Annotated in this window: 18 protein-coding genes, 1 other RNA gene and 2 pseudogenes; 3 read left to right on the forward strand and 18 right to left on the reverse strand. The window is 26.5% G+C overall.

Translation table 11 applies throughout. From position 1 onward, the window contains the following. Positions 1-229: 229 nt before the first annotated feature. Both O6B72_RS07575 and O6B72_RS07580 read left to right on the forward strand, forming a co-directional pair. On the forward strand, positions 230-1309 hold the full coding sequence (locus tag O6B72_RS07575) for an MBOAT family O-acyltransferase (protein WP_269492732.1): 1080 nt from the start codon (positions 230-232) through the stop codon (positions 1307-1309). Then, on the forward strand, positions 1309-2304 hold the full coding sequence (locus O6B72_RS07580; RefSeq protein WP_269492733.1) for a DUF459 domain-containing protein: 996 nt from the start codon (positions 1309-1311) through the stop codon (positions 2302-2304). Before O6B72_RS07575 ends, O6B72_RS07580 begins: the two co-directional genes overlap by 1 nt. Here the strand turns inward: O6B72_RS07580 and O6B72_RS07585 are convergent. The 13 genes and pseudogenes from O6B72_RS07585 to O6B72_RS07650 form a co-directional block, all read right to left on the reverse strand. After that, positions 2297-3100 (reverse strand): DUF3137 domain-containing protein, encoded by an 804-nt coding sequence (locus O6B72_RS07585; protein WP_269492734.1) that lies wholly within the window; start codon positions 3098-3100, stop codon positions 2297-2299. The two genes, O6B72_RS07580 and O6B72_RS07585, sit on opposite strands and share 8 nt — an antisense overlap. Before the next feature lie 69 nt (positions 3101-3169). Then, positions 3170-3907, reverse strand: a complete 738-nt coding sequence (locus O6B72_RS07590; RefSeq protein ID WP_269492735.1) for an urease accessory protein UreD — start codon at positions 3905-3907, stop codon at positions 3170-3172. Next, positions 3904-4518 carry an urease accessory protein UreG gene (ureG, locus tag O6B72_RS07595; RefSeq protein ID WP_269492736.1) on the reverse strand — a complete coding sequence of 205 codons (615 nt, stop codon included), beginning with the start codon at positions 4516-4518 and terminating at the stop codon, positions 3904-3906. Before ureG ends, O6B72_RS07590 begins: the two co-directional genes overlap by 4 nt. A gap of 20 nt (positions 4519-4538) precedes the next feature. Then, on the reverse strand, positions 4539-5207 hold the full coding sequence (locus O6B72_RS07600; protein ID WP_101637175.1) for an urease accessory protein UreF: 669 nt from the start codon (positions 5205-5207) through the stop codon (positions 4539-4541). Positions 5208-5219: 12 nt separating this feature from the next. Next, positions 5220-5657: an urease accessory protein UreE gene (locus O6B72_RS07605; RefSeq protein ID WP_101637174.1), complete on the reverse strand. Its 438-nt coding sequence runs from the start codon at positions 5655-5657 to the stop codon at positions 5220-5222. Between the two features lie 9 nt (positions 5658-5666). Continuing rightward, positions 5667-7382 carry an urease subunit alpha gene (ureC, locus tag O6B72_RS07610; RefSeq protein ID WP_101637173.1) on the reverse strand — a complete coding sequence of 572 codons (1716 nt, stop codon included), beginning with the start codon at positions 7380-7382 and terminating at the stop codon, positions 5667-5669. Positions 7383-7389: 7 nt separating this feature from the next. Continuing rightward, positions 7390-8018, reverse strand: a pseudogene (gene ureB / locus O6B72_RS09525) (urease subunit beta). Positions 8019-8114: 96 nt separating this feature from the next. Continuing rightward, on the reverse strand, positions 8115-9110 hold the full coding sequence (locus O6B72_RS07625; protein WP_269492737.1) for a DUF3137 domain-containing protein: 996 nt from the start codon (positions 9108-9110) through the stop codon (positions 8115-8117). Then, a complete protein-coding gene (locus O6B72_RS07630; protein ID WP_269492738.1) occupies positions 9107-10099 on the reverse strand; it encodes a DUF3137 domain-containing protein in 993 nt (330 codons plus the stop codon). Before O6B72_RS07630 ends, O6B72_RS07625 begins: the two co-directional genes overlap by 4 nt. Positions 10100-10102: 3 nt before the next feature. Continuing rightward, the gene (locus O6B72_RS07635; protein WP_269492739.1) at positions 10103-10996 is read right to left on the reverse strand and encodes a DUF3137 domain-containing protein; all 894 of its coding nucleotides are present in this window, start codon (positions 10994-10996) and stop codon (positions 10103-10105) included. Between the two features lie 6 nt (positions 10997-11002). Continuing rightward, a complete protein-coding gene (locus O6B72_RS07640; RefSeq protein WP_156847241.1) occupies positions 11003-11566 on the reverse strand; it encodes a LemA family protein in 564 nt (187 codons plus the stop codon). 110 nt (positions 11567-11676) lie between these two features. Beyond that, positions 11677-13485, reverse strand: a complete 1809-nt coding sequence (gene typA, locus O6B72_RS07645) for a translational GTPase TypA (RefSeq protein ID WP_050333242.1) — start codon at positions 13483-13485, stop codon at positions 11677-11679. Between the two features lie 62 nt (positions 13486-13547). Then, entirely contained in the window at positions 13548-13973 is a 426-nt protein-coding gene (locus O6B72_RS07650; RefSeq protein WP_050333240.1) for a hypothetical protein, read from the reverse strand. Positions 13974-14018: 45 nt separating this feature from the next. Here O6B72_RS07650 and ffs point away from each other — a divergent pair. Next, positions 14019-14116: signal recognition particle sRNA small type (gene ffs, locus O6B72_RS07655), an RNA gene on the forward strand. A 12-nt stretch (positions 14117-14128) separates the two neighbouring features. Here the strand turns inward: ffs and O6B72_RS07660 are convergent. From O6B72_RS07660 to dnaN, 5 genes and pseudogenes are all read right to left on the reverse strand, one after another. Next, positions 14129-15340 (reverse strand): annotated as a pseudogene (locus O6B72_RS07660) (HD domain-containing protein); the annotation flags it as partial. Further along, positions 15337-15723, reverse strand: coding sequence for a preQ(1) synthase (gene queF, locus O6B72_RS07665; RefSeq protein WP_024962388.1), 387 nt, complete (start codon positions 15721-15723; stop codon positions 15337-15339). The pseudogene O6B72_RS07660 and the gene queF, both read right to left, overlap by 4 nt. Before the next feature lie 10 nt (positions 15724-15733). Then, on the reverse strand, positions 15734-17137 hold the full coding sequence (locus tag O6B72_RS07670; protein ID WP_269492740.1) for an EAL domain-containing protein: 1404 nt from the start codon (positions 17135-17137) through the stop codon (positions 15734-15736). Beyond that, positions 17137-19446, reverse strand: a complete 2310-nt coding sequence (gene gyrB / locus O6B72_RS07675) for a DNA topoisomerase (ATP-hydrolyzing) subunit B (protein ID WP_269492741.1) — start codon at positions 19444-19446, stop codon at positions 17137-17139. Before gyrB ends, O6B72_RS07670 begins: the two co-directional genes overlap by 1 nt. Positions 19447-19463: 17 nt before the next feature. Further along, positions 19464-20534, reverse strand: a complete 1071-nt coding sequence (dnaN, locus tag O6B72_RS07680; protein ID WP_269492742.1) for a DNA polymerase III subunit beta — start codon at positions 20532-20534, stop codon at positions 19464-19466. Positions 20535-20641 lie beyond the last annotated feature (107 nt).

Genomic DNA, 20641 nt, shown 5'->3' on the forward strand with positions numbered 1-20641 from the left:
GTTTATCTTTTGTTTTTTAATTTTTTGGCTGATTTATTATATTTTTAAATTTAGCATTTTTATACAAAAACTCCTTATTTTGGGTTTTTCATATCTATTTTTATTTGCTATAAATCCTATTTTTTTATTAATTAATTTTGTTTTTACTCTTATAATTTATATTTTTTCACGCCTTATTTTAAAATTTAATTTTGCATTTGTTTTAAGTATAATTTTTATAATTTTAAACTTGGCTTTTTTTAAATACAAAGGCTATTTTGGTTTTGAGTTTAAGAATGAGTTTTTAAATACAAATATTTTTCCACTTGGTCTTTCATTTTATTCATTTATGGCAATAACTTACCTTTATAGCGTAAAAATAGGCGAATTAAAACCAAAATTTATAGATAGTTTTGTTTTTTTAAGCTTTTTTATCACAATAGTTTCAGGCCCTATTCTAAGAGCAAAAGAGTTTTTTAAAACACTAAATGAAAGAAAGGTATTTGAATACTCAAATTTAATTTTTACTCTTATTTTAATGGCATTTTTTAAAAAACTTATTCTTGCAAACTACCTTTTTAACTATCTTACGCCCATTTTTAATAACATAAATAATTATAATTTTTTAGAGCTTTTTTCATCACTTTATCTATATTCTTTGCTGCTTTATTTTGATTTTAGCTCTTATGTTGATTTTGTTTTAGCACTTGGATTAATGTGTGGTTTTAAACTTCCAAAGAACTTCGATAGGCCTTTTTTAGCCACTGATTTAAAAGAGTTTTGGAGAAGATGGCATATTAGTTTGATGAGTTTTTTTAAAGATTATATTTATATCAAACTTGGCGGAAGTAGATGTGGAAATTTAAAAACTCAAAGAAATATTTTAATAGTTTTTATGCTTTCTGGTATTTGGCACGGTGGAGGTCTTTCATTTTTTATATGGGGATTTTTACACGGAGTTTGCGTAGTGCTTTTAAATTTAAAAAAGAACTTTGATATTTTAAAATTTGATATTTTAAAAAGATTTATAACTTTTAGTTTTTTAAGTTTTATTTGGGTATTTTTTATCTTTAAATTTGATGATTCTATTGGTTTTATAGCAAATTTATCCGAGTTTAAAGAATTTGAAATTTTATATTTTTTAGTTTTTATTTTTATGATATTTGTCTTTTTATATCTGTATGAAAAAATAAATTTTTATGAAATTTTGATGTTTATTTTTGATAGTTTAAATATATTTTTTATAATTATTTTTCTTTTTATATCATTTTTATCAATATATTTTTTAATGCCTAGCGGAATGCCTGAGTTTATTTATCAAGGATTTTGATGAGAGCTTTTGTTGTTTTATCATCTGTTTTTTTACTACTTTTTTCCTTGCTTTTATACCCATTTTGCAACTATTTTGAAGCAAAATATCAAAAATTTTTCTTTTTAGATGGCACAAAAATTTATAATCTAAGTAAAGAAATTTTTGCAAAACAAGAATTCATATATAATAAAAGCAAAAATAAAAATTTCAACAAAGAGATTGAAGCTGTATTAAAAAAATATGATGATGAGTTAAAATTTTTGAAAATAAAAGAAAAAAATCAAAAAATTTTAAAAGAAAACATTGCAAAAGTTTTAGAGAAAAAATATAGACAAGATAAGATAAAAAAAGAGGAAAATCTTAAGAATTTAGCAAAATATATAAACTCAAAAAAAGTTGTTTTTGATGAAAATCTAAGTGTTATTTTAATAGGAGATTCTATCATGCACGGCATTGGGTGGGGGTTTTCTAATAAAAAAGTAAAAGTTGAAAATATAGCTAAATCAAGCACTGGACTAGTCAACAAAAAATTTTTTAACTGGCAAGATAAGCTTAGCCAAGCGCTTCAAAATGCACCTAAAAATAGCATTATAATAGCTCATTTTGGTACAAATGATGGATACTCTATAAATCACAACGGTCAAAGGCTTAAATTTGGAAGTAGCCAGTGGAATGAGTTTTACAAATCAAGGGTTAATGAAATTTATAACATATCTAAAAAATATGACAAAAATATTTTTTGGCTTGAAATTCCTTGTATGAAAAAATCGAATTTTGATAAAAATATGAAAATTATAAATAAAATTTTAAAAGCCTCAGCTAAAGAAAATCACGCTAAATTTATAGAAATAAATGAAGCTATTTGTAAAAATGATGAGTACCTACAAAGCAAGATAATAGGCAATAAAAAGAGAATTCTAAGGTCTGATGATGGAATTCATCTAAGCACATTTGGAGCAAAAGTTGTGGTTGAATTTATCATAGAAGAGATTGAAAAAAATCCTTTTAACTAAGTCTTAAAAATTTAATAAGCTTTTCAAAGCTTTGTATTTGATCTGTAAATTCTTGCGTATCTAAAGAGGTAATTTTTTTAAATAAATTTGGCTCTAAAGAATCAATTTTATTATCTAGAATGATTAAAATCTCATCTTTATAAAGTAAAATATCAGCCTTTTTATCACCAACTAAGCTTTCAAGCCTTTCTATAAAAACAGGATTTAAAATATAAAAAGCTTTTGTCAAATCAGAGCTAAAAACTTTGAAATTTTGGCTAAATTTAACACTATCAAGCTTTATTTCTTCCAAATTTTTAGCTGAAATTATCCCTAAATTTGTTATTAAAACTTTAGAATCAAACTCTTTTTTAAGTCTTGCGTTAAAAATTTTACCTTTAAATTTTACTGTCCCAAACCAAAGCTCTCCATCGCAAATTTTAAACTCAACACTGCTTAAAATCCCGCTAAACTCATCATTTGTTATTAAAAAACCACTATTTGGTTTTGAAAAGCTTAAAACGACTTTTTTTAATTTTTGCGAATTTCTTGAAAATTTTATATATTTTATGCCAATAGCTTTAAAAATAGTTTCGTTAAGCTCTTTTATAAAAGAATTTTTAATGCCAAATTTAAGACTAAAAATAACAAAAATATATATAAAAAATAAAAATAAAAGCGGCGTTACTCTTGAGCTTATCGTAGGATTTTCAACAAGCTTAAAAACGCCAAATAAAAAAACTAAGCTAAAACTCCCACCAGTTATAAAAAGCTTATTTAATAACTTTTTTCTTCTGTTTTCAAGCTCATTTATCATATTTTATAAAATCCGTTTCTAAAACTTAAATTTTTCTTTGTTATCATATTTTGATTTTTAAAATTATAGCTATTTAGAGTAATTGTTTATCTTTTCTTTTACCTTTTTAAGCTCTTTTAATCCTTTAAACTCACTATTGCAAAGCACTCTAAAAACTAAAATTTCATCATTTATATGTGAACTTGTCATAATAAAATCATCACTTATAATATCATCAAATTTAGGCGTTTTAAAGCCATAAATTAACATAAAAAAGTTAAATTTAAACTCTTTATAAAGTCCAAAACTTTTAACTTTATCATCTAAAATTGTCTTATCGCTAAAAATTAGCTTATCATCAACAAAAAAGTTATTTGCTAAAAAAAGTTTATTAAATTTAAAATCATCGCCGCTTTTACTATATCCACTACTTACGCCATCAATGTAAATAAGCTTTGAGTTTTTTTTCAAATAAAAATCCATAATTTGCTTAAATTTAGCATTTTCATAGGCAATTAGACTTAAATTATCATAGTCTAAAAAGGCATTTTCACCTAAAATTATTTTAGAGCTAAAAACAGAGTATTTATCATCTTGGGCTTTAAAGACTTTTTGATTTGATTGGGGCAAGATATTTATTTTTACATCATTTTCAAGGATAATTTTTTGGTTGTATGTTTCACCACTTATGAGTCCACCACCCAAAGTTACAAGATATATAAACTCATCATCTAAAATTCGGCTTGCTTTCATACAACCTTTGTTTTTATACTCTTTTAAAACAGTTTTATCGCCTTTTTTAGCAAAAACTAAACTTAAATCATTCATCTTAAATCTTCAAACAAACACTCTTTTTTAATCCAGTTAATAACATTACTTAAGCCTTCATCTTTTTTTAAATTTGTAAAGAAAAATGGCTTATTTCCTCTAAAATTTAAAGTATCACTTCTCATAACATCTAAATTTGCCCCAACAAATGGCGCAAGATCGGTTTTGTTTATAACAAATAAATCTGATTTTATCATACCAGCACCGGCTTTTCTAGGGATTTTTTCACCTTGCGCAACGTCTATTATATAAATACTAAAATCAACTAAATCAGGACTAAAAGTTGCAGCTAAATTATCACCACCACTTTCTAGAAAAATAAGATCTAAATTAGGAAATCTTTGATTTAACTCCTCGATTGCTGAGTAATTCATCGATGCGTCTTCTCTAATTGCAGTATGAGGGCATCCACCTGTTTCAACGCCAATTATTCTACTTTCATCTAAAACACTATTTTTAGCTAAAAACTTGGCATCTTCTTTTGTATAAATATCGTTTGTTATAACACCAATTTCATAAGTTTTACTCAAAACTCTACTAAGTCTTTCAACAAGCAGTGTTTTTCCTGCTCCAACAGGACCACCAACACCTATAATTACAGGTTTTTTCATTATTGTTCCTTTTAAAAAAACTATGACATAAATAAACGAAAATTTAAGCTTTCATGCATTAAATTTCCAACTTCTAAAGCACAAAATCCAGCACCTAAAAACTCACTACCAAAACTGCTTAAATTTAAAGCGTTTTCATAAATTTCATTAACTAAAAAATAGCTATTTTTTAAAATATTTTGTGTGTTTCTTTGCCCAAGAGGAATTGCTCTTGTGGCATTTGCAGCAAGATTTTTAATACTTGAAAAAATATAATTTTTTAAAACTTCTTTACTAAGTTCAAATTCTTTACAAAACAGCCCAAAAACTATGGCATTATGCCCGTGACATTTTTTTGATTTAATCAAATTTTGATAATCTAAAAGTAAATTAGAGTTAAAAATTTCCAATGTTTTAAGGGAATTTTGAGCCATAAATTTATTTGCATTTTTAATTTCTAGGCTTTGCGAACTTGCATTTAAAATTTCATCTAAATTTATAATATCAAAGTCATCATATGCTAAACAAAAACCTAAAGCATCATTATATAAAAAGCTTTTTTCTAAATAAATTTTCAGCCATTTTAAAAAGCTTTTTTCATCATTTATTAAATTTAGTCTTAAAAAACTCTCAAAGCCGAAGCTATGAGAGTATGCACCGTTTGGAAAAGCATTATCAAAAATTTGAGAAATTAAGAGAACTTTATCCATAATTTTACTTTTTTAATGACTGTGACTTGCATGCCTTAATGCTGTTTTTAAAACTCTTTTAGTCTTTTTATATTTTACATTTTGGTTTTTTAAAAACTCTTCTATTAGGCTATCTGGTTCTATTATCATTAAATCTTCTTCAAAAATTGCTGGAGTGTGGCGATTTCCAATATTATGGGCGATAATTCCCATTTCTTTCAAATTTTTTGGACTAATTTCTAAGACATCAGTTGGTAAAATTTTAATCGCTACAATATTATCTTCTAAAATAGCCAATATATCACCATCTTTTAGCTCATCTTCAACATTTATTCCAATTTCAACGCCGTTATTGCTTTTAACTCTTAAAACTTTTTTAACTCTATCGTCATTTGAAATATTTGCAAAATCAACTTTTTTATCTTTTAAATCAAAATTATTTAAATTTCCTAAAATTTTATTTACTACCAATTTTTTCCCTTAAAATAAAAAATATCTTTGTGTCATTGGCAATGTATCAAAAGGCTCGGTATATACAAACTCACCATCTACATAAACTTTATAAGTTTGAGGGTCAACGTTAATTTCTGGGGTTAAATTATTTAATTTTAGGTCTTTTTTTAAGACATTATTACAGTTTGATACAGGCAAAATAATTTTTGATAAATTATATTTTTTACCGATATCAAGCTCATACGCACTTTTACTTACAAAACTAAAACAAGTCTTGTGAACAGCCTCACCAATGGCACCAAACATATATCTAAACTCATTTGGTTGAGGAGTTGGAATACTTGCGTTACTATCGCCCATTTGAGCTAAAACTATCATACCGCCTTTTAATACCGTTTTTGGTTTTACACCAAAAAATTTAGGATCCCAAAGAACTAAATCAGCAAATTTACCAACCTCCACACTTCCAACATATGAGCTTATTCCTGCTGCGATTGCCGGATTTATGGTGTATTTTGCAACGTATCTTTTTATCCTTTCATTATCACAAAACTCACTATCTCCTTGCATAATTCCTCTTTGAGCTTTCATTTTATGAGCACATTGCCAGGTTCTAAGTATCGTTTCGCCAATTCGTCCCATTGCTTGAGAGTCACTACTCATAATAGATATTACTCCCATATCATGGAGTGCATCTTCTGCTCCTATTGTTTCAGCTCTAATTCTACTATCAGCAAAAGCAACATCTTCAGGAACATTTTTATCTAAATGATGACATACCATAAGCATATCAAGATGCTCTTCAATTGTATTTTTTGTAAAAGGCATAGTTGGGTTTGTACTTGCAGGAAGTACATTTTTAAGACCAGCTAATTTTATAATATCTGGCGCATGTCCTCCACCTGCTCCTTCTGTGTGAAAAGTGTGAATGGTTCTACCGTCTATTGCTTTTACAGTATCTTCCACAAAACCAAATTCGTTTAAAGTATCTGTATGAAGTCCAACGCTTACATCAAATTTTTGTGAAGCTTCTAGAGAAAAATTTAAAGCTGATTTTGTAGCACCCCAATCTTCATGAACTTTAAGCCCTGCTGCTCCAGCTAAAATTTGAGCCTCGTTTACACCTAAATTTGCACCACTTCCTTTTCCATAAATTCCAATATTAATTGGTAAATTATCGATTCCTTGAAGCATTCTTTCTATATTAAAAGCTCCTGGAGTTACTGTTGTTGCCTTACTTCCATCAGCAGGACCAGTTCCACCACCAAATAAAGTTGTTACACCATTACAAAGTGCTTCTTTTACTTGTTCTGGATTTATAAGGTGTATGTGGGTATCAATTCCACCAGCTGTTAAAATTAATCCCTCAGCACTAATTACTTCTGTGCTAACTCCAACAATAAAATCAACATCATCCATTGTGCTATCGTTTCCACCATTTCCAATATAGGCAATTTTGCCATCTTTTATGCCAATATCAGCTTTATAAATTCCTGTATAATCAATTATTAAAGCATTTGTAATAATTAAATCCACAACTTTTGGCTCCCCCCTAAGCAAAATAGCGTTTTGTCCCATACCATCTCTTAAAGTTTTTCCGCCACCAAATTTTGACTCTTCTCCATAAGGAATTAAATTTTTTTCAACCTTTGCAAAAAGATTAGTATCTGCAAGTCTTACACTATCACCCGTTGTTATACCAAACATTGAGGCGTATTTTTTTCTTGAAATTTTAAAACTCATTTTTTCCTCACTTCTTATCTAAAAAACCATCAACTAGATTGTTTAATCCATAAACTTCTCTTTTTCCACCAATGTCTATTAAACTAACTTCTTTTTCAACTCCTGGTTCAAACCTAACAGCTGTGCCTGAAGCGATATCAAGCCTTTTTCCAAAAGATTTTTCTCTATCAAATTCTAAATATTCATTTACTTCAAAAAAGTGATAGTGAGATCCAACTTGAATAGCTCTATCGCCTGTGTTTTTAACAACTAAAGTTATAGCATTTTTACCTTCATTGCAAGTAATATCACCATCTGCAAAAATATACTCACCTATTTTCAAATTTTATCCTTTTAAATAACTGGCTTATGAAGTGTTACAAGCTTTGTGCCATCATTAAAAGTAGCTTCAACCTGAACTTCTTCTATCATTTCAGCTACACCATCCATTAAATCTTCACTTTTTAAAACTTCTCTTCCACTTTGCATTAATTCTACAACACTTTTACCCTCTCTTGCACCTTCAAGGATAAAATCACTTAATATTGCCATTGCTTCTGGGTAGTTTAGTTTTAGTCCTTTGTCTTTTCGCTTTCTAGCTACACATGCTGCGTAACTTATGAGCAGTTTTTCATGCTCTCTTGGAGTAAAAATCATATTTGTCCTTTAAAAAATGTGATTAAAAAATAATATCAGCTTATTATATCACAAATAAAGTAAAAAGCTAGTTTTGTATAAGCTTTATTAAATATATCAAAATTTAAATATATTTTTATTCAAAGATAAAATTTCGACTATTTGCAGAATTGTGTTTAAGTCGTTTAGTATTTTTTTAGCTGGATTTTTTGTGATGAGATTTTCATCTAAATTTGGTTCAAAATTATCTTTATTAGTATCTATTGTAATATAAATTTTAGTTTCCAAAAAGCTTAAATTTAAAGGAACATTAAAACGATTTTTAATTTTTATTATACTTTCCATTAACGCAGAACTTAAAATATACATTGCATTTATAATATCATCAGTATAAATTTTAAAGTTTTTATTAAATTCATAATTATCAGTTAATACTTTTTTAAGTTTTATGCTTGACTTTGGTTTTCTGTTTGACATTATAAAAGTTTTTGAAGTTATTGCTTTATTAAAATCAGCCACGAAAAAAAGTCCTGTATATTTATGAAGTTTCCAATCTTCATAGCGAAAATTTTTAGAATAAAACAAATAACTTAAACTATAATAAAACATAGAAATTTTACCTTCAACTTCTGGCGGTTCTATATAATCTTGTAAAATAATATCACTAAATTTAAACTTAACTCCATTGATTTCACCACTTATTAAATCATTTCCACCCTCATCGTTAAACATCGGAAAAAGCCCACAATGTTCAATAATATCAGCTTTAATATGTCTTTTCATCTCATATTTAAAACCTTTTTTTTCGATAAAAGGCTTAAGATAAAATTCTTTAAAATTTTGTCTAAATTTAAGTGAAATAAGTCTTTTATAGCTTTTGCAATATCTCAAATATGTTAAAATCAGTATTATAAAAAATATAAAAATTATCATAAATTTTGAAAAATATGAAATTTTATACCAATCTTTAAAGGTAAAAAACATAACTGAACTTACAAAAGTAACGTAGGTTGCTCCAACTATACAAAATGTTATAAAAAACAGATAAAATCTAGTAATAAATCTTTTTTTAAGTATATTTTTTCGCTCTTTTTCTAGTTCTATTAATTTCATAAATTATCTAAATTTGCCCATAAATTTTTATCAAGTGCTAAGACCTTAACTATATCTAAAAGTGCGTTTAAATCATCTAAAATAACTTTTGCCGGGTCTTGCTTTACAATGGGCTTGTTGATATCAGCCTCAAAACTATCAAAGCCTTTGTTTATGGCGATGTAAATTTTAGTTTTTATAAAGCTGATGTTAATTTCACAATTAAAAATCTTTTGTAAATTTAAAACTCTTTCCATAAATGCTGGAGTTAAAAGATAAAACGCATTTTGAATATCATCGCTAAAGACTTTGAATTTATCGTTAAATTTTGGATTGTCAAGGGTTATTAAACTAAGCCCTTTTTTATCTCTTGGAGTGTAATGGGACATAATGAAGGTGTTTGACTTGATGTTTTTGTTAAAATCAGCAATAAATAAAATGCCTGTAAAAAGGTGAGTTTTATCTCTTTCATATCGGTAAGAAAAATAATTTATCAAAAAATTAATTGCCCAAAGGCGCATGTCATTCTCAAAAGTAATATCCTTTTTCTTTTCTAAAATCAAATCACTAAAACTAAATCTAACATCTTCTATTTCTCCCGTTATCATATCATTTCCTCTTTGGTGAGTAAATGGTTTAAAAAGCCTACTTCTAACAATATCTGTAGCGTTGATATAAGCGTTCATTTTATAATTTATATTTTTATTTTTTAGATATGGAAAAAGATATTTTTCTTTATATAAACTTCTAAAAACTTTTGCTCTTTTATCCATTAAATTTAAATATTCTCTTTTAAATCCATAAATTAAAAATATTAAAAATGGGATTAGTATAAATAATTTAGTTATAAAATTTAGTCTTGTAAGATCTAAAAACTGAGTTAAAACTATCAAAAATGCAAAAGATAAAACAAAAAATACCTTTAAAAATGCATAAATTTGAAGCATAAAAAACTTCGAAACTACTTTTTTTCGCTCTCTTTCAAGTTCATTTAGAGTTATGATTTTCACTATTTATCCTCTTGTCCAAATTTTGTTATTTAAATTTAAATCCTGGACTAAATTTAAAATTTCTAAAATATTTTTTTCATAAATTTCTAAAATTGAATTTTCACCAATTAAAGAGTTATGAAGTTTTGGCTCAAAACTATCATAATTAAACTCCAGATAAATATAAATTTTACTATCCAAAAAAGCAAAATTAAGTTCTTTTTTAAAATAATTTTTGATTTTTAAAACTCTTTCCATAAAATTTGGCGTTAAAATATATCTTGCATTTATTTGATCATTTGTAAATGTTTTAAAGCATTTTTCAAACTCCACATCATCCATATATGCCCTATTTCCAAATTTATTTAAAAAAGCAATTTTATTTGATAAAACATAGGTTTTGGAAGTAAAAAATTTATTAAAATCGGCTATAAAAAATATCCCTTTAAATATAGTTTCATAACGAATTTTTTGATTTCCTTTTCCATCATAGGTTATGATCTCTTCTTGTAAAAACAGATCGCTTAATTTTATATTTATACCTTTAAATTTACCCTTTATCAAGTCATTTCCACCATAAAAATCAGCAATTTTATAAATATTTGGATAGTAAAACTCTTTTTTATCTATAAATTTATTTGGAAAATAATCTAAATTTGGGCTTATATTAGTGATAATTTCTCTTAAAAGTTTGTTTTTAAACTCGTAATTAAAATTTTTTACAATGAAATTTCTATATGTTTGATATAGAAAAATAACACAAAAGCTAGGAATAAAAAGTGAAGTTAAAAAATCATTTGATGAAAAATAAAGATAAGTAAAAGCTAAAACAGCCAAACCACTTAAAAACAAAAGTACCATTTTAAGATTACTTAAAATGGCTAATCTCTTATTTTCAAGATTTTTTATATCATTCATTTACTGTTATTTTTTAAAAAGTTCACTAACATTTGGACTTGTTTTTTCATCTTTTTCAATTTCAAAAAATGCATCTTTTTCAAATTTAAAGAAATTTGCAATTATATTACTTGGAAACATCTCAATTGTGTTATTATAAACCATTACGCTTGAGTTGTATGCTCTTCTTGCAGCTGAAATTTGTTCTTCAATCTCAGTTAAAGTGGCTTGTAAATGCATAACATTTTCATTTGCTTTTAAATCTGGATAGGCTTCAATCGCAACTTGAATATTTCCTAAAAGTTTTGAAATTTGGGAATTTAAATCAAAAGTTTCTTTGTTGTTGTTTGAATTTATAGCCCTACTTCTAAGTTCAGTAACCTTAGTTAAGACCTCTTTTTCATGTGTTAAATACTCTTTTACGGTTGAAACTAAATTTGGTATAAGATCGTATCTTTTTTTAAGCTGAGTAAAAACACCTGCACGGATATTTTTAACTTGGTTTCTTTTAGCTATTAAGTCATTATAAACACTAATTAGCCAGAAAAGTAAAACAACTAAAATCGCTACAAATATCAAAGTTCCATTCATTATAAATCCTTTGTAAAATTTGGTCTATTTTACAAAAAATTCACTTTATTACATATAAAAATATAACAAACTTAGCCCACTGTTTTGGACTAAGTTTTAAAAAACTAAATTTAACCTAATTTTTTAGCCATTCTTTTTCTAATAGTTGGATCTAAATAGCGTTTTCTAACACGGATATTTTTAGGGGTTACTTCAACAAGTTCATCTTCTTCTATCCACTCCAATGCTCTTTCAAGTGTTAGAATTCTTGGAGGAACTAGTTTTATAGCATCATCACTTCCACTTGCTCTAACGTTAGTTAAATTCTTACCTTTTATAGGATTTACATCAAGGTCATTTGGGCGGCTGTGCTCGCCAATTATCATTCCTGTATAAACTTTGGCTTGAGGTTCAATAAATAAAACTCCTCTTTCTTGTAAATTCCATAAACTATAAGCTAGTGCAACACCATTTTCCATACTTACTAAAGCTCCATTTACCCGTCTTTCAACACTTCCACAAAGTGGGCGAAACTCTAAAAAGCTATGGTTCATTATACCCTCACCCTTAGTATCTGTTAAAAACTGACTTCTAAATCCAATCAATCCACGAGCTGGAATTTCAAATTCCAATCTTGTCTGTCCATCGCCTGTTGGACTCATAACTTTCATCTCAGCTCTTTTTTTACCAAGTTTTTCGATAATAATACCAGTAAATTCATCAGGACAATCAATAACTAAATTTTCAAAAGGCTCACATTTAACACCATTTATCTCTTTTACAATAACCTCAGGGCGACCTAGTAAAAACTCAAACCCCTCTCTTCTCATACTTTCAGCTAAAATTGTAATCTGTAACTCGCCTCTTCCACTAACTCTAAATTTACCCTCGCCAATGTTTTCATAACGCATAGCGATGTTGGTTTTCATCTCGTTTTGAAGTCTTTCTTCTATCTTGTTTGAAGTTACACTCTTACCCTCAGTTCCAGCAAGTGGCCCATCATTTACACTAAAAATAACACTAATTGTTGGCTCTTCAATATGAAGTTCTTCAAGTGGCATAGGGTTGTTTGGATCAACTATACTATCTCCAACTCCCAAAGCTTCAAATCCCGCAATTGCTACAATATCACCACAGCTTGCTTCATCAATATCTAGTCTATTAAGTCCTAAAAAGCCAATTAACTTTGAAATTCTACCTGTTAGTTTTGTGCCATCAGCTCTTACTTGCATAACACTTTGATTTTTGCTAATTTTACCATTAAATATTCTTGCAATACCAATTTTACCAACATAATTATCATAATCAAGAGTAAAAACTTGAAGTTGTAAAGGATTATCATTGCTCCCACTTGGTTTTGGAACATTTTGTAAAATTGTTTCAAAAAGTGGTGTCATATCTTTGTTTTCATCATCTAAATTTAACTTTGCGTAACCATCTCTTGCAGCTGCATAAACTGTAACAAACTCTAATTGTTCATCATTTGCATCAAGAGCTACAAAAAGGTCAAATATTTCATTTATTACTCTATCTGGATCAGCTGCTGGTTTATCAATTTTATTAATAACAACAATTGGTTTAAGACCAAAAGAAAGTGCCTTTTTAACAACAAATTTAGTCTGTGGCATAACACCTTCTTGTGCGTCAACTAAAAGTAAAACTCCATCAACCATCTTTAAAACTCGTTCAACTTCTCCACCAAAATCGGCATGCCCTGGAGTATCAATAATATTTATTTTTGTATCTTTATAAATAATGGCGGTATTTTTGCTTAAAATTGTAATACCTCTTTCTTTTTCAATATCACCACTATCCATGACTCTATCACCAACTGCTTTATGAGCATCAAATGTACCTGATTGTTTTAAAAGCTGATCTACCATTGTAGTTTTGCCGTGATCAACGTGTGCAATTACAGCTATATTTCTAATATCTTTCAATATTTTTCTCCAAATTTAAATTAAAATGTATTATATAAAAAAATTTTTATAAAAAAATTAAACTAATTTTTTGAATAAATTTCAACTTCACTAAGTAAAAACTCATAAATTCTTTGTTGTATTAAAGCATCATCTTCATTTGAAGATGAAATAATGCGTCTTAAATGTTCAAAATTTATTTTTTTTACATATCTTGGTTGAAGTTTTAAATCTCTATCAATATCCTTTAAAATAGTATCTAGCGTATAACTTTTATAGTTTTTTACCATCGAAATATACTCTTTAATTATAGCAATTAATATATTTATTCTTATTGAGTTTTTAGCATAAATTTCTTCAATAATTGTTTTTAAAAGTTCATAATCTTTATCTTCAATCTTTTTTTTAGCTAAAAGCATCGAAGCAAAAATCTTTGCTCTAAATTCAATCGAAGCAGATCTTAAAAAAAGACCCCTAAAAAATGATAAAAAATTTATTTTAAAATTCATATAAACCTTTTTTAAGAATTTTTTGCTATAATTTCAACTTGCCTCTTCTTAGACCTGTGCAATGTCATTTTTAGGCACCGTTTCAGGGTAGGAATACAGCAGAACATCTAAGCTTGGTATGTGCCGCAGCCATCTGAGAAGGGGTCTTTTAAACCAAAAAATCTCATAAAATCCTTACAAATTTCATAAAAATCAACTTCATCATTTAGTGGATTTTCTTTAAAAAATTTTAGACTTGACTCAAAACCACCTATTAATTCTTTACTTTTTACACCATAACTTATAGAAATTCCTGCTTCAAAAAATGCTGCCAATTTATCGCAATATTTTAAAGCTTTTCCATCAATTGTTCTATATTCGTCTAAATTTATTTCTTTAAAATTTTTTGGTAAAGGTTTTGGAGCTGTTTTAAAAATTCTATCTTCAAACTCATCCTTAACAAATTTTTCTCCGCTTTTTCTAATTCCCAAAATGTAACTAAACTCATCTTTTATAACTTCTGGAACAAAAGGTAAAATTTTATCATCAATTAGACGTATTTCATATTCGTTTAGTATCTCATTTAGACCCTTAATACCATATTTTACGGGGCTTATTATATCTCTTGTTAAACTTTCTGGTAAATCATGAAACAAAGCGCAAAAAAAGTTAAACTCAACTCTTTTTTTGCAAGATTTAATTTTAAGTGAGTAAAAATATCCTAAAATTGCAACAACCAACATATGCCCCAAAACTGAAGTCTCAGGAATTCTAGGAGTTTGTGCCCAACGCTTTTGAAATCTAAGACGCCCACTCAAATCAACAATTCTAGCAAGCTTTTTATTCATTATAATTTTTCTAACACCAGTTAATTCATAATAATCTTCAAGCTCGGCATCGACTGAGTTTTTAAGCTCTTCAATATCACTTAAAAATTGGCTTGTTTGATATACTATGTTAAATTCCCATTTTGTTGAAAGATAAGAGGCTGCTTTTAAAATAACTCGCTCTTTTTGATAAGAGCTATCTTTTTTAAGAAGGTAATTTTTAAATCTTTCATAAAATTTGCCATCTTCTATAGCTTTTAACTCATTTTCATAGTTATCTATTACCCACTCGTTTATTTTTTTTGATTTTGTTTTTTGAATCTGATGAAAAACATCTGGGCGAATATCTGTAACCATAACTCTAAGTAAAAAATCAAATATTCCACCTTCAATGATATAATTCATATCTACATCATCTTCAAATTTAGCTATAAAATATGCTATTATAAATTTATGAGCTTGTTTATCAAGTTCTACTAAATTTACCATTTTAGGATAATCATTCCACCTTGAAATAGATGCTGCCTTAAAAATATGTTCTATTAAACTTGCTTTTATCACTGTCTATTTACCAAATTTGAATCAATTTCAATAACTGTATGAACATTTCCTCTTGGATTAAAATCTCCAACTATTTTCATCCATTTTGGCTTTAATTTTTTTTCAAGCAGATCATAAATTTCATTTATACTATCTTCATGACTTATGTTTTTATTCATAAATGAATTAATATAAAGTTTAATTGCTTTTAATTCAACAACCCACTCATTTGGAATATATTCTAAATAAATTGTTGCAAAATCTGGATAACCACTCCTTGGACAAAGGCATGTAAATTCTGGCAAAGTTATCTTTATAACATAATTTTTTTTATGTTTGTTTTCCCAAATTTCAAGATCTTTTTCTGGATCAAACTCATTTAAAATTTTTTCACCATAACGCATTTTTTTCCTTTTATTGGCTTATAACTTTTGGTTTATCTATACAAAATCCTTGTATATAATCAATTTCTGTTTCTTTTAATTTTTCATAAAAAGAATTTTTATCTACAAATCTTATTATAGTTTTAAGATTAAACTTAGAAGCATTTTCATTTATCATATCAAAAATATTTCTCATTCTCTCTTCATTAAATTTTTTATTTACTTCTAAATCATAGATTAAATAACCAAAATTTAGATATTTAAAATACTCAAAACTTGCATTATTTCCTAAAAATTGATTCATAGCTATTTCAAAACCATACCCTCTAAATTGTTCAATAATTTCGTTAAATCTAAGCATTTCGTTATAGCTATCTTTTTCATAAATTTCAAAAATTATTTTACTTGGATCTATTATTTTATTTGTAATAAGTCTATGAATTTCATTTTTAAAGTCAGCATTTCTTAAACTAACTGGTGAAATTTCAATCATAACTTTACTATTAAATTTTTTAAAATTAAAATTATTTGCTATAAATTCAATAACTTTCAAATCATATTTTATTTCATAGTTATTTCTTGTAGCTATTTCCATAACTTTAAGTTTTGTTACATTACCTATGTCTTTTAAAACTAAATTAACGCTTAAATTTATGATATCTTTATTATTATTTTTCATAGATTTTATAGTTTGAGCTTTTAACTCAAATTTAGAATTATCTATAGCATGGCATACAAACTCATCAAGCGCATCAAGTTTTATAATTTCAATTTCTTCTTCATTTTGAGAATATAAAATTTTTGAAAACAAATAATTTATAACATTTTCCCAAGCTTTATCATAATTTGTTTCAACGGTTGCAAATTTGATTTTTACTTCTATATTATTTATACCTTGATTTGATAATTTTCTCTCAAAAGTTTTTAAAAAATAATTTAATTGTGGAGTTTTACAATTAATTACAAATAAAAAATTTCCACCACTATGTCTTCCAATAGGTATATCTTTATAACCATTTTTTTTAAAAAATTCAGCAAGTTCAAGAACAAATTCTTTAAGAAGTTTATCTCCATTTTTATAACCATATCTAAAATTAATATCTTGAATATTGTTTATATTTACTAAAGCTATATTTTTTTGACTATTTTCTTTTAATTCTTTTGAAATTAATTTTAAAATTTCTTTTCTATTAAAAACATTTGAAACTTGGTCTAAAGTAGTATTTTGAAAAGCAAAATAGATAAAATAAACTACATAATAAACATAACAAACTATTAAAATTACAAATAAAATAGTATCTTTCCAATCATAATTATTTTCTGAAAACATCAAAAATATTAAAATGATTAAAACTAAAACAAGTGGAAATGCTATCTTTAAAGATAGCACAAATCTTTTTGATCTCTCTTTTTCTTCACTAAATAATTTTGTCATTAAATATCCAAATTTTTAACATCTTTTGCGTGATTTTGAATATATTCTCTTCTTGGTTCAACTTCATCACCCATAAAAAGATTAAATGTTTCACTAGCACTTTTTGCATCTTCTATTTTAATTTGAAATAAATTTCTATTTTCAGGACTCATTGTTGTTTCCCAAAGTTGTTCTGGGTTCATTTCACCTAAACCTTTATATCTTTGTATATAAGCACCTTTTTTTGCATTTTTTTCTATTTCATCAAGTACTTCAATAAAATCTCTTCCAAAATTAAATTCTCTTTGACTAATTTGTCTATAAACATAAATAGCTTCTTCAAAAATATAATTTTCAAATAAATTATCATCTATAACTATTTCTTCTAAGCCACTTTCAGTTTGAACATAAATTTGAACACTATTTTCATTAACATAAGCATTTAAAATGTTATAACCTTTTGATTCAAGATAATTCTTTAAGATTTCATAAATTTTATTGTTTTCATAACCAGCTAAATCTTCATTTTCAATCATATATCTAATAGCAGTTATAACACTATATCTTTTTTGAAGTTCATTTAATAAACTCCTATATCTAGCAACAAGTTTTAAATAGCTAATTAAATCCTTATTTCCAATTCCTTCAAAATTTACACCCTCAATTCCTGTTTCTATTAAAAACTCATTTAAAGCTTTTTCATCTTTTAAATAAATTTCTTTTTTACCTTTTTTGTATCTAAAAAGTGGTGGTTGAGCTAAATAAATATATCCACCTTCAACTAAAGGTTTTAAAAATCTAAAGAAAAATGTTAAAAGTAAAGTTTGAATATGACTTCCATCAACATCAGCATCGGTCATAATAATAATTTTATGATACCTTAGTTTTTCTATATCAAATTCCTCACCTATTCCACAACCAAAAGCAGTTATCATATTTTTAATTTCTTCTGAACTTAGAATTCTATCAATTCTAGCTTTTTCAACATTTAAAATTTTACCACGAAGAGGTAAAATAGCCTGAAAAACTCTATCTCTACCTTGTTTTGCAGATCCACCAGCACTATCTCCCTCAACTAAGTAAATTTCACTTATTTCAGGATCTTTACTTTGACAATCTGCTAATTTTCCAGGGAGTGTTCCAACACTAAAATTATCTTTTTTTCTAGTTAAATCTCTAGCTCTTTTTGCAGCTTCTCTTCCTCTTGCAGCCATCAAAGCTTTTGCCATTATTGCTTTTGCTTCATTTGGATTTTCTTCAAAATATTTGGCTAAATTTTCAAAAACCATTTTTTGAACAAGCGGTCTCACATAACTTGATCCAAGTTTTCCTTTTGTTTGACCCTCAAACTGTGGTTCAGGAACTTTAACACTAACTATAGCTATCAAACCTTCCCTTACATCTTCACCTAAAATTTTCATATCTTTTTCTCTTGCAGATGCATTTTCAGTTATGTAGGTCGTAATAGCTCTTGTTAAACCTCCTCTAAAACCAGCTTCATGAGTTCCACCTTCTGGAGTTTTTATATTATTTACAAAAGAAAAAACTTTTTCTTCATAACTTGTATTATATAAAAGTGCAAAATCAATTTCTAAATCTTCTACACTTTCACTAAAAAATACACTTTTTGCAACAACATCTTTTTTATTTAAATCATTTACAAACTGATCAAGTCCACCCTCAAAATGAAATTTTTCCTTTGTTCCATCTCTTTGATCTTTTAAATTTATAACAATTTTTGGATTTAAATAAGCAAGTTCTTTAAATCTTGTTATTAAAATCTTTTTTTCAAAATTTGTTGTTTCAAAAATAGTTTCATCAGGCCAAAATTCTATTGTTGTTCCACTTCTATTTGTTGTTTTTACAATTTCTAAATTTGTAGTTGGAATACCTTTTGCAAACTCTTGTCTATAAACATTTCCATCTTTTTTAATTGTTAAAATAAGTTTTTTAGATAAAGCATTAACAACGCTTATTCCAACACCATGAAGACCACCACTTACTTTATAACTATCTTTATCAAATTTACCACCTGCGTGTAAAACTGTTAAAACAACAGTTGCTGCTGGAATTTTTTCAGTTGGGTGTATATCTACAGGAATTCCTCTACCGTTATCACTTATAATAACTGAACCTTCATTTGTTATTTCAACTTCTATATCATCACAAAAACCAGCCATTGCTTCATCAATTGAGTTATCAACAACTTCATAAATTAAGTGATGAAGACCACCAATATTTGTATCTCCTATATACATTCCAGGTCTTTTTCTAACTGCTTCAAGACCTTTTAAAACTTTTATATTACCTGCACCGTAATGTTCAACCATTTATTATTTTTCCTTTTTTATATAATTGTAGGCATTATAACACTTATAAACTCATTTGAGCTTAATACAAATGCCGATTCTGTTGATTTATAATCTAATTTAAACTCTGTTTCTTCAATATTGTTTAAAAAATCAAAAATAAATTTATTTGTAACTCTTAAAATAATATCTTTGTCTAAATTATTTTCAAAGTCAATTTCTGTTTTAGCTTCGGAGTTATTTTCACTAATACTTTCAAATAAAATTGAATTAGTTTTTATTGTTATTTGCATTTTATCACAAATTATACCTATTGTTTTCATACCCTCTAAAAATTTATCTCTTGGAAGCATGATACTTTGCGAAAATTCAGTCGGAATAACTTTTTCATAATTAGGAAATTTTTTATTAATTAATTTTGTAAAAAACTCAAAATTTTCATTTTTAGCTATTAAAATATTTTCATCATAATAAATTTGAACATCTTCAAAAAAAAGTTTTTGAATTTCATTAATAGCTTTTTTAGGAATTATTATTTGATTATTTTCTAAACTTTGATTTAAATTTATTCTATACAAACCGAGTCTTTTAGTATCTGTTCCTACTAAATTTATATAGTTTTCTTTTATATCTATCAAAGCTCCATTTAGTGAGTACTGAGGATTATTTACATCAATTGTAGGGAATATTTTTTTTAAACTTCTTGCAAAATTTAGTGAATTTATATTAAAACTTTTTTTATTTTCAATACTTTCAAAACTTGGAAAATTTTCAGGATTACTTAAAGGAAGTTTAAATTTTGATCTGTTTTGTCTTATAAATAAAAAATTATTCATAATTTCAAGTATTATTTCTCCATCTTTTAAACCTTTTAAAATATTTAATAAAAGATTTCCATTTACACATGAAATTCCATCAACTTGTATATTAACTTCTTTTATATTAACACAAAGTCCTATTTCAAAATCAGTTGCTTTTAAATTTAAAATATTTTCTTTTGCGATAATTAAAATATTTGAAGTAACTGCAGAAGCATCTTTTTTTTCAGTAAAAGCTACAAGATTAATTAATGCATTATTGAGTAAATTTTTTTGAATTCCTATTTTCATATTTTTTCCTTTTTTTAAATTTTAGTAGCAGCCGTAGTAGGATTACAACTTATGTGAATATCTGCTTCAAAGTTTGATTTTATCGTATTTTTGTTAAAAAATAAAAT

Source organism: Campylobacter ureolyticus, from assembly GCF_027277485.1.
Classification (GTDB): domain Bacteria; phylum Campylobacterota; class Campylobacteria; order Campylobacterales; family Campylobacteraceae; genus Campylobacter_B; species Campylobacter_B ureolyticus_B.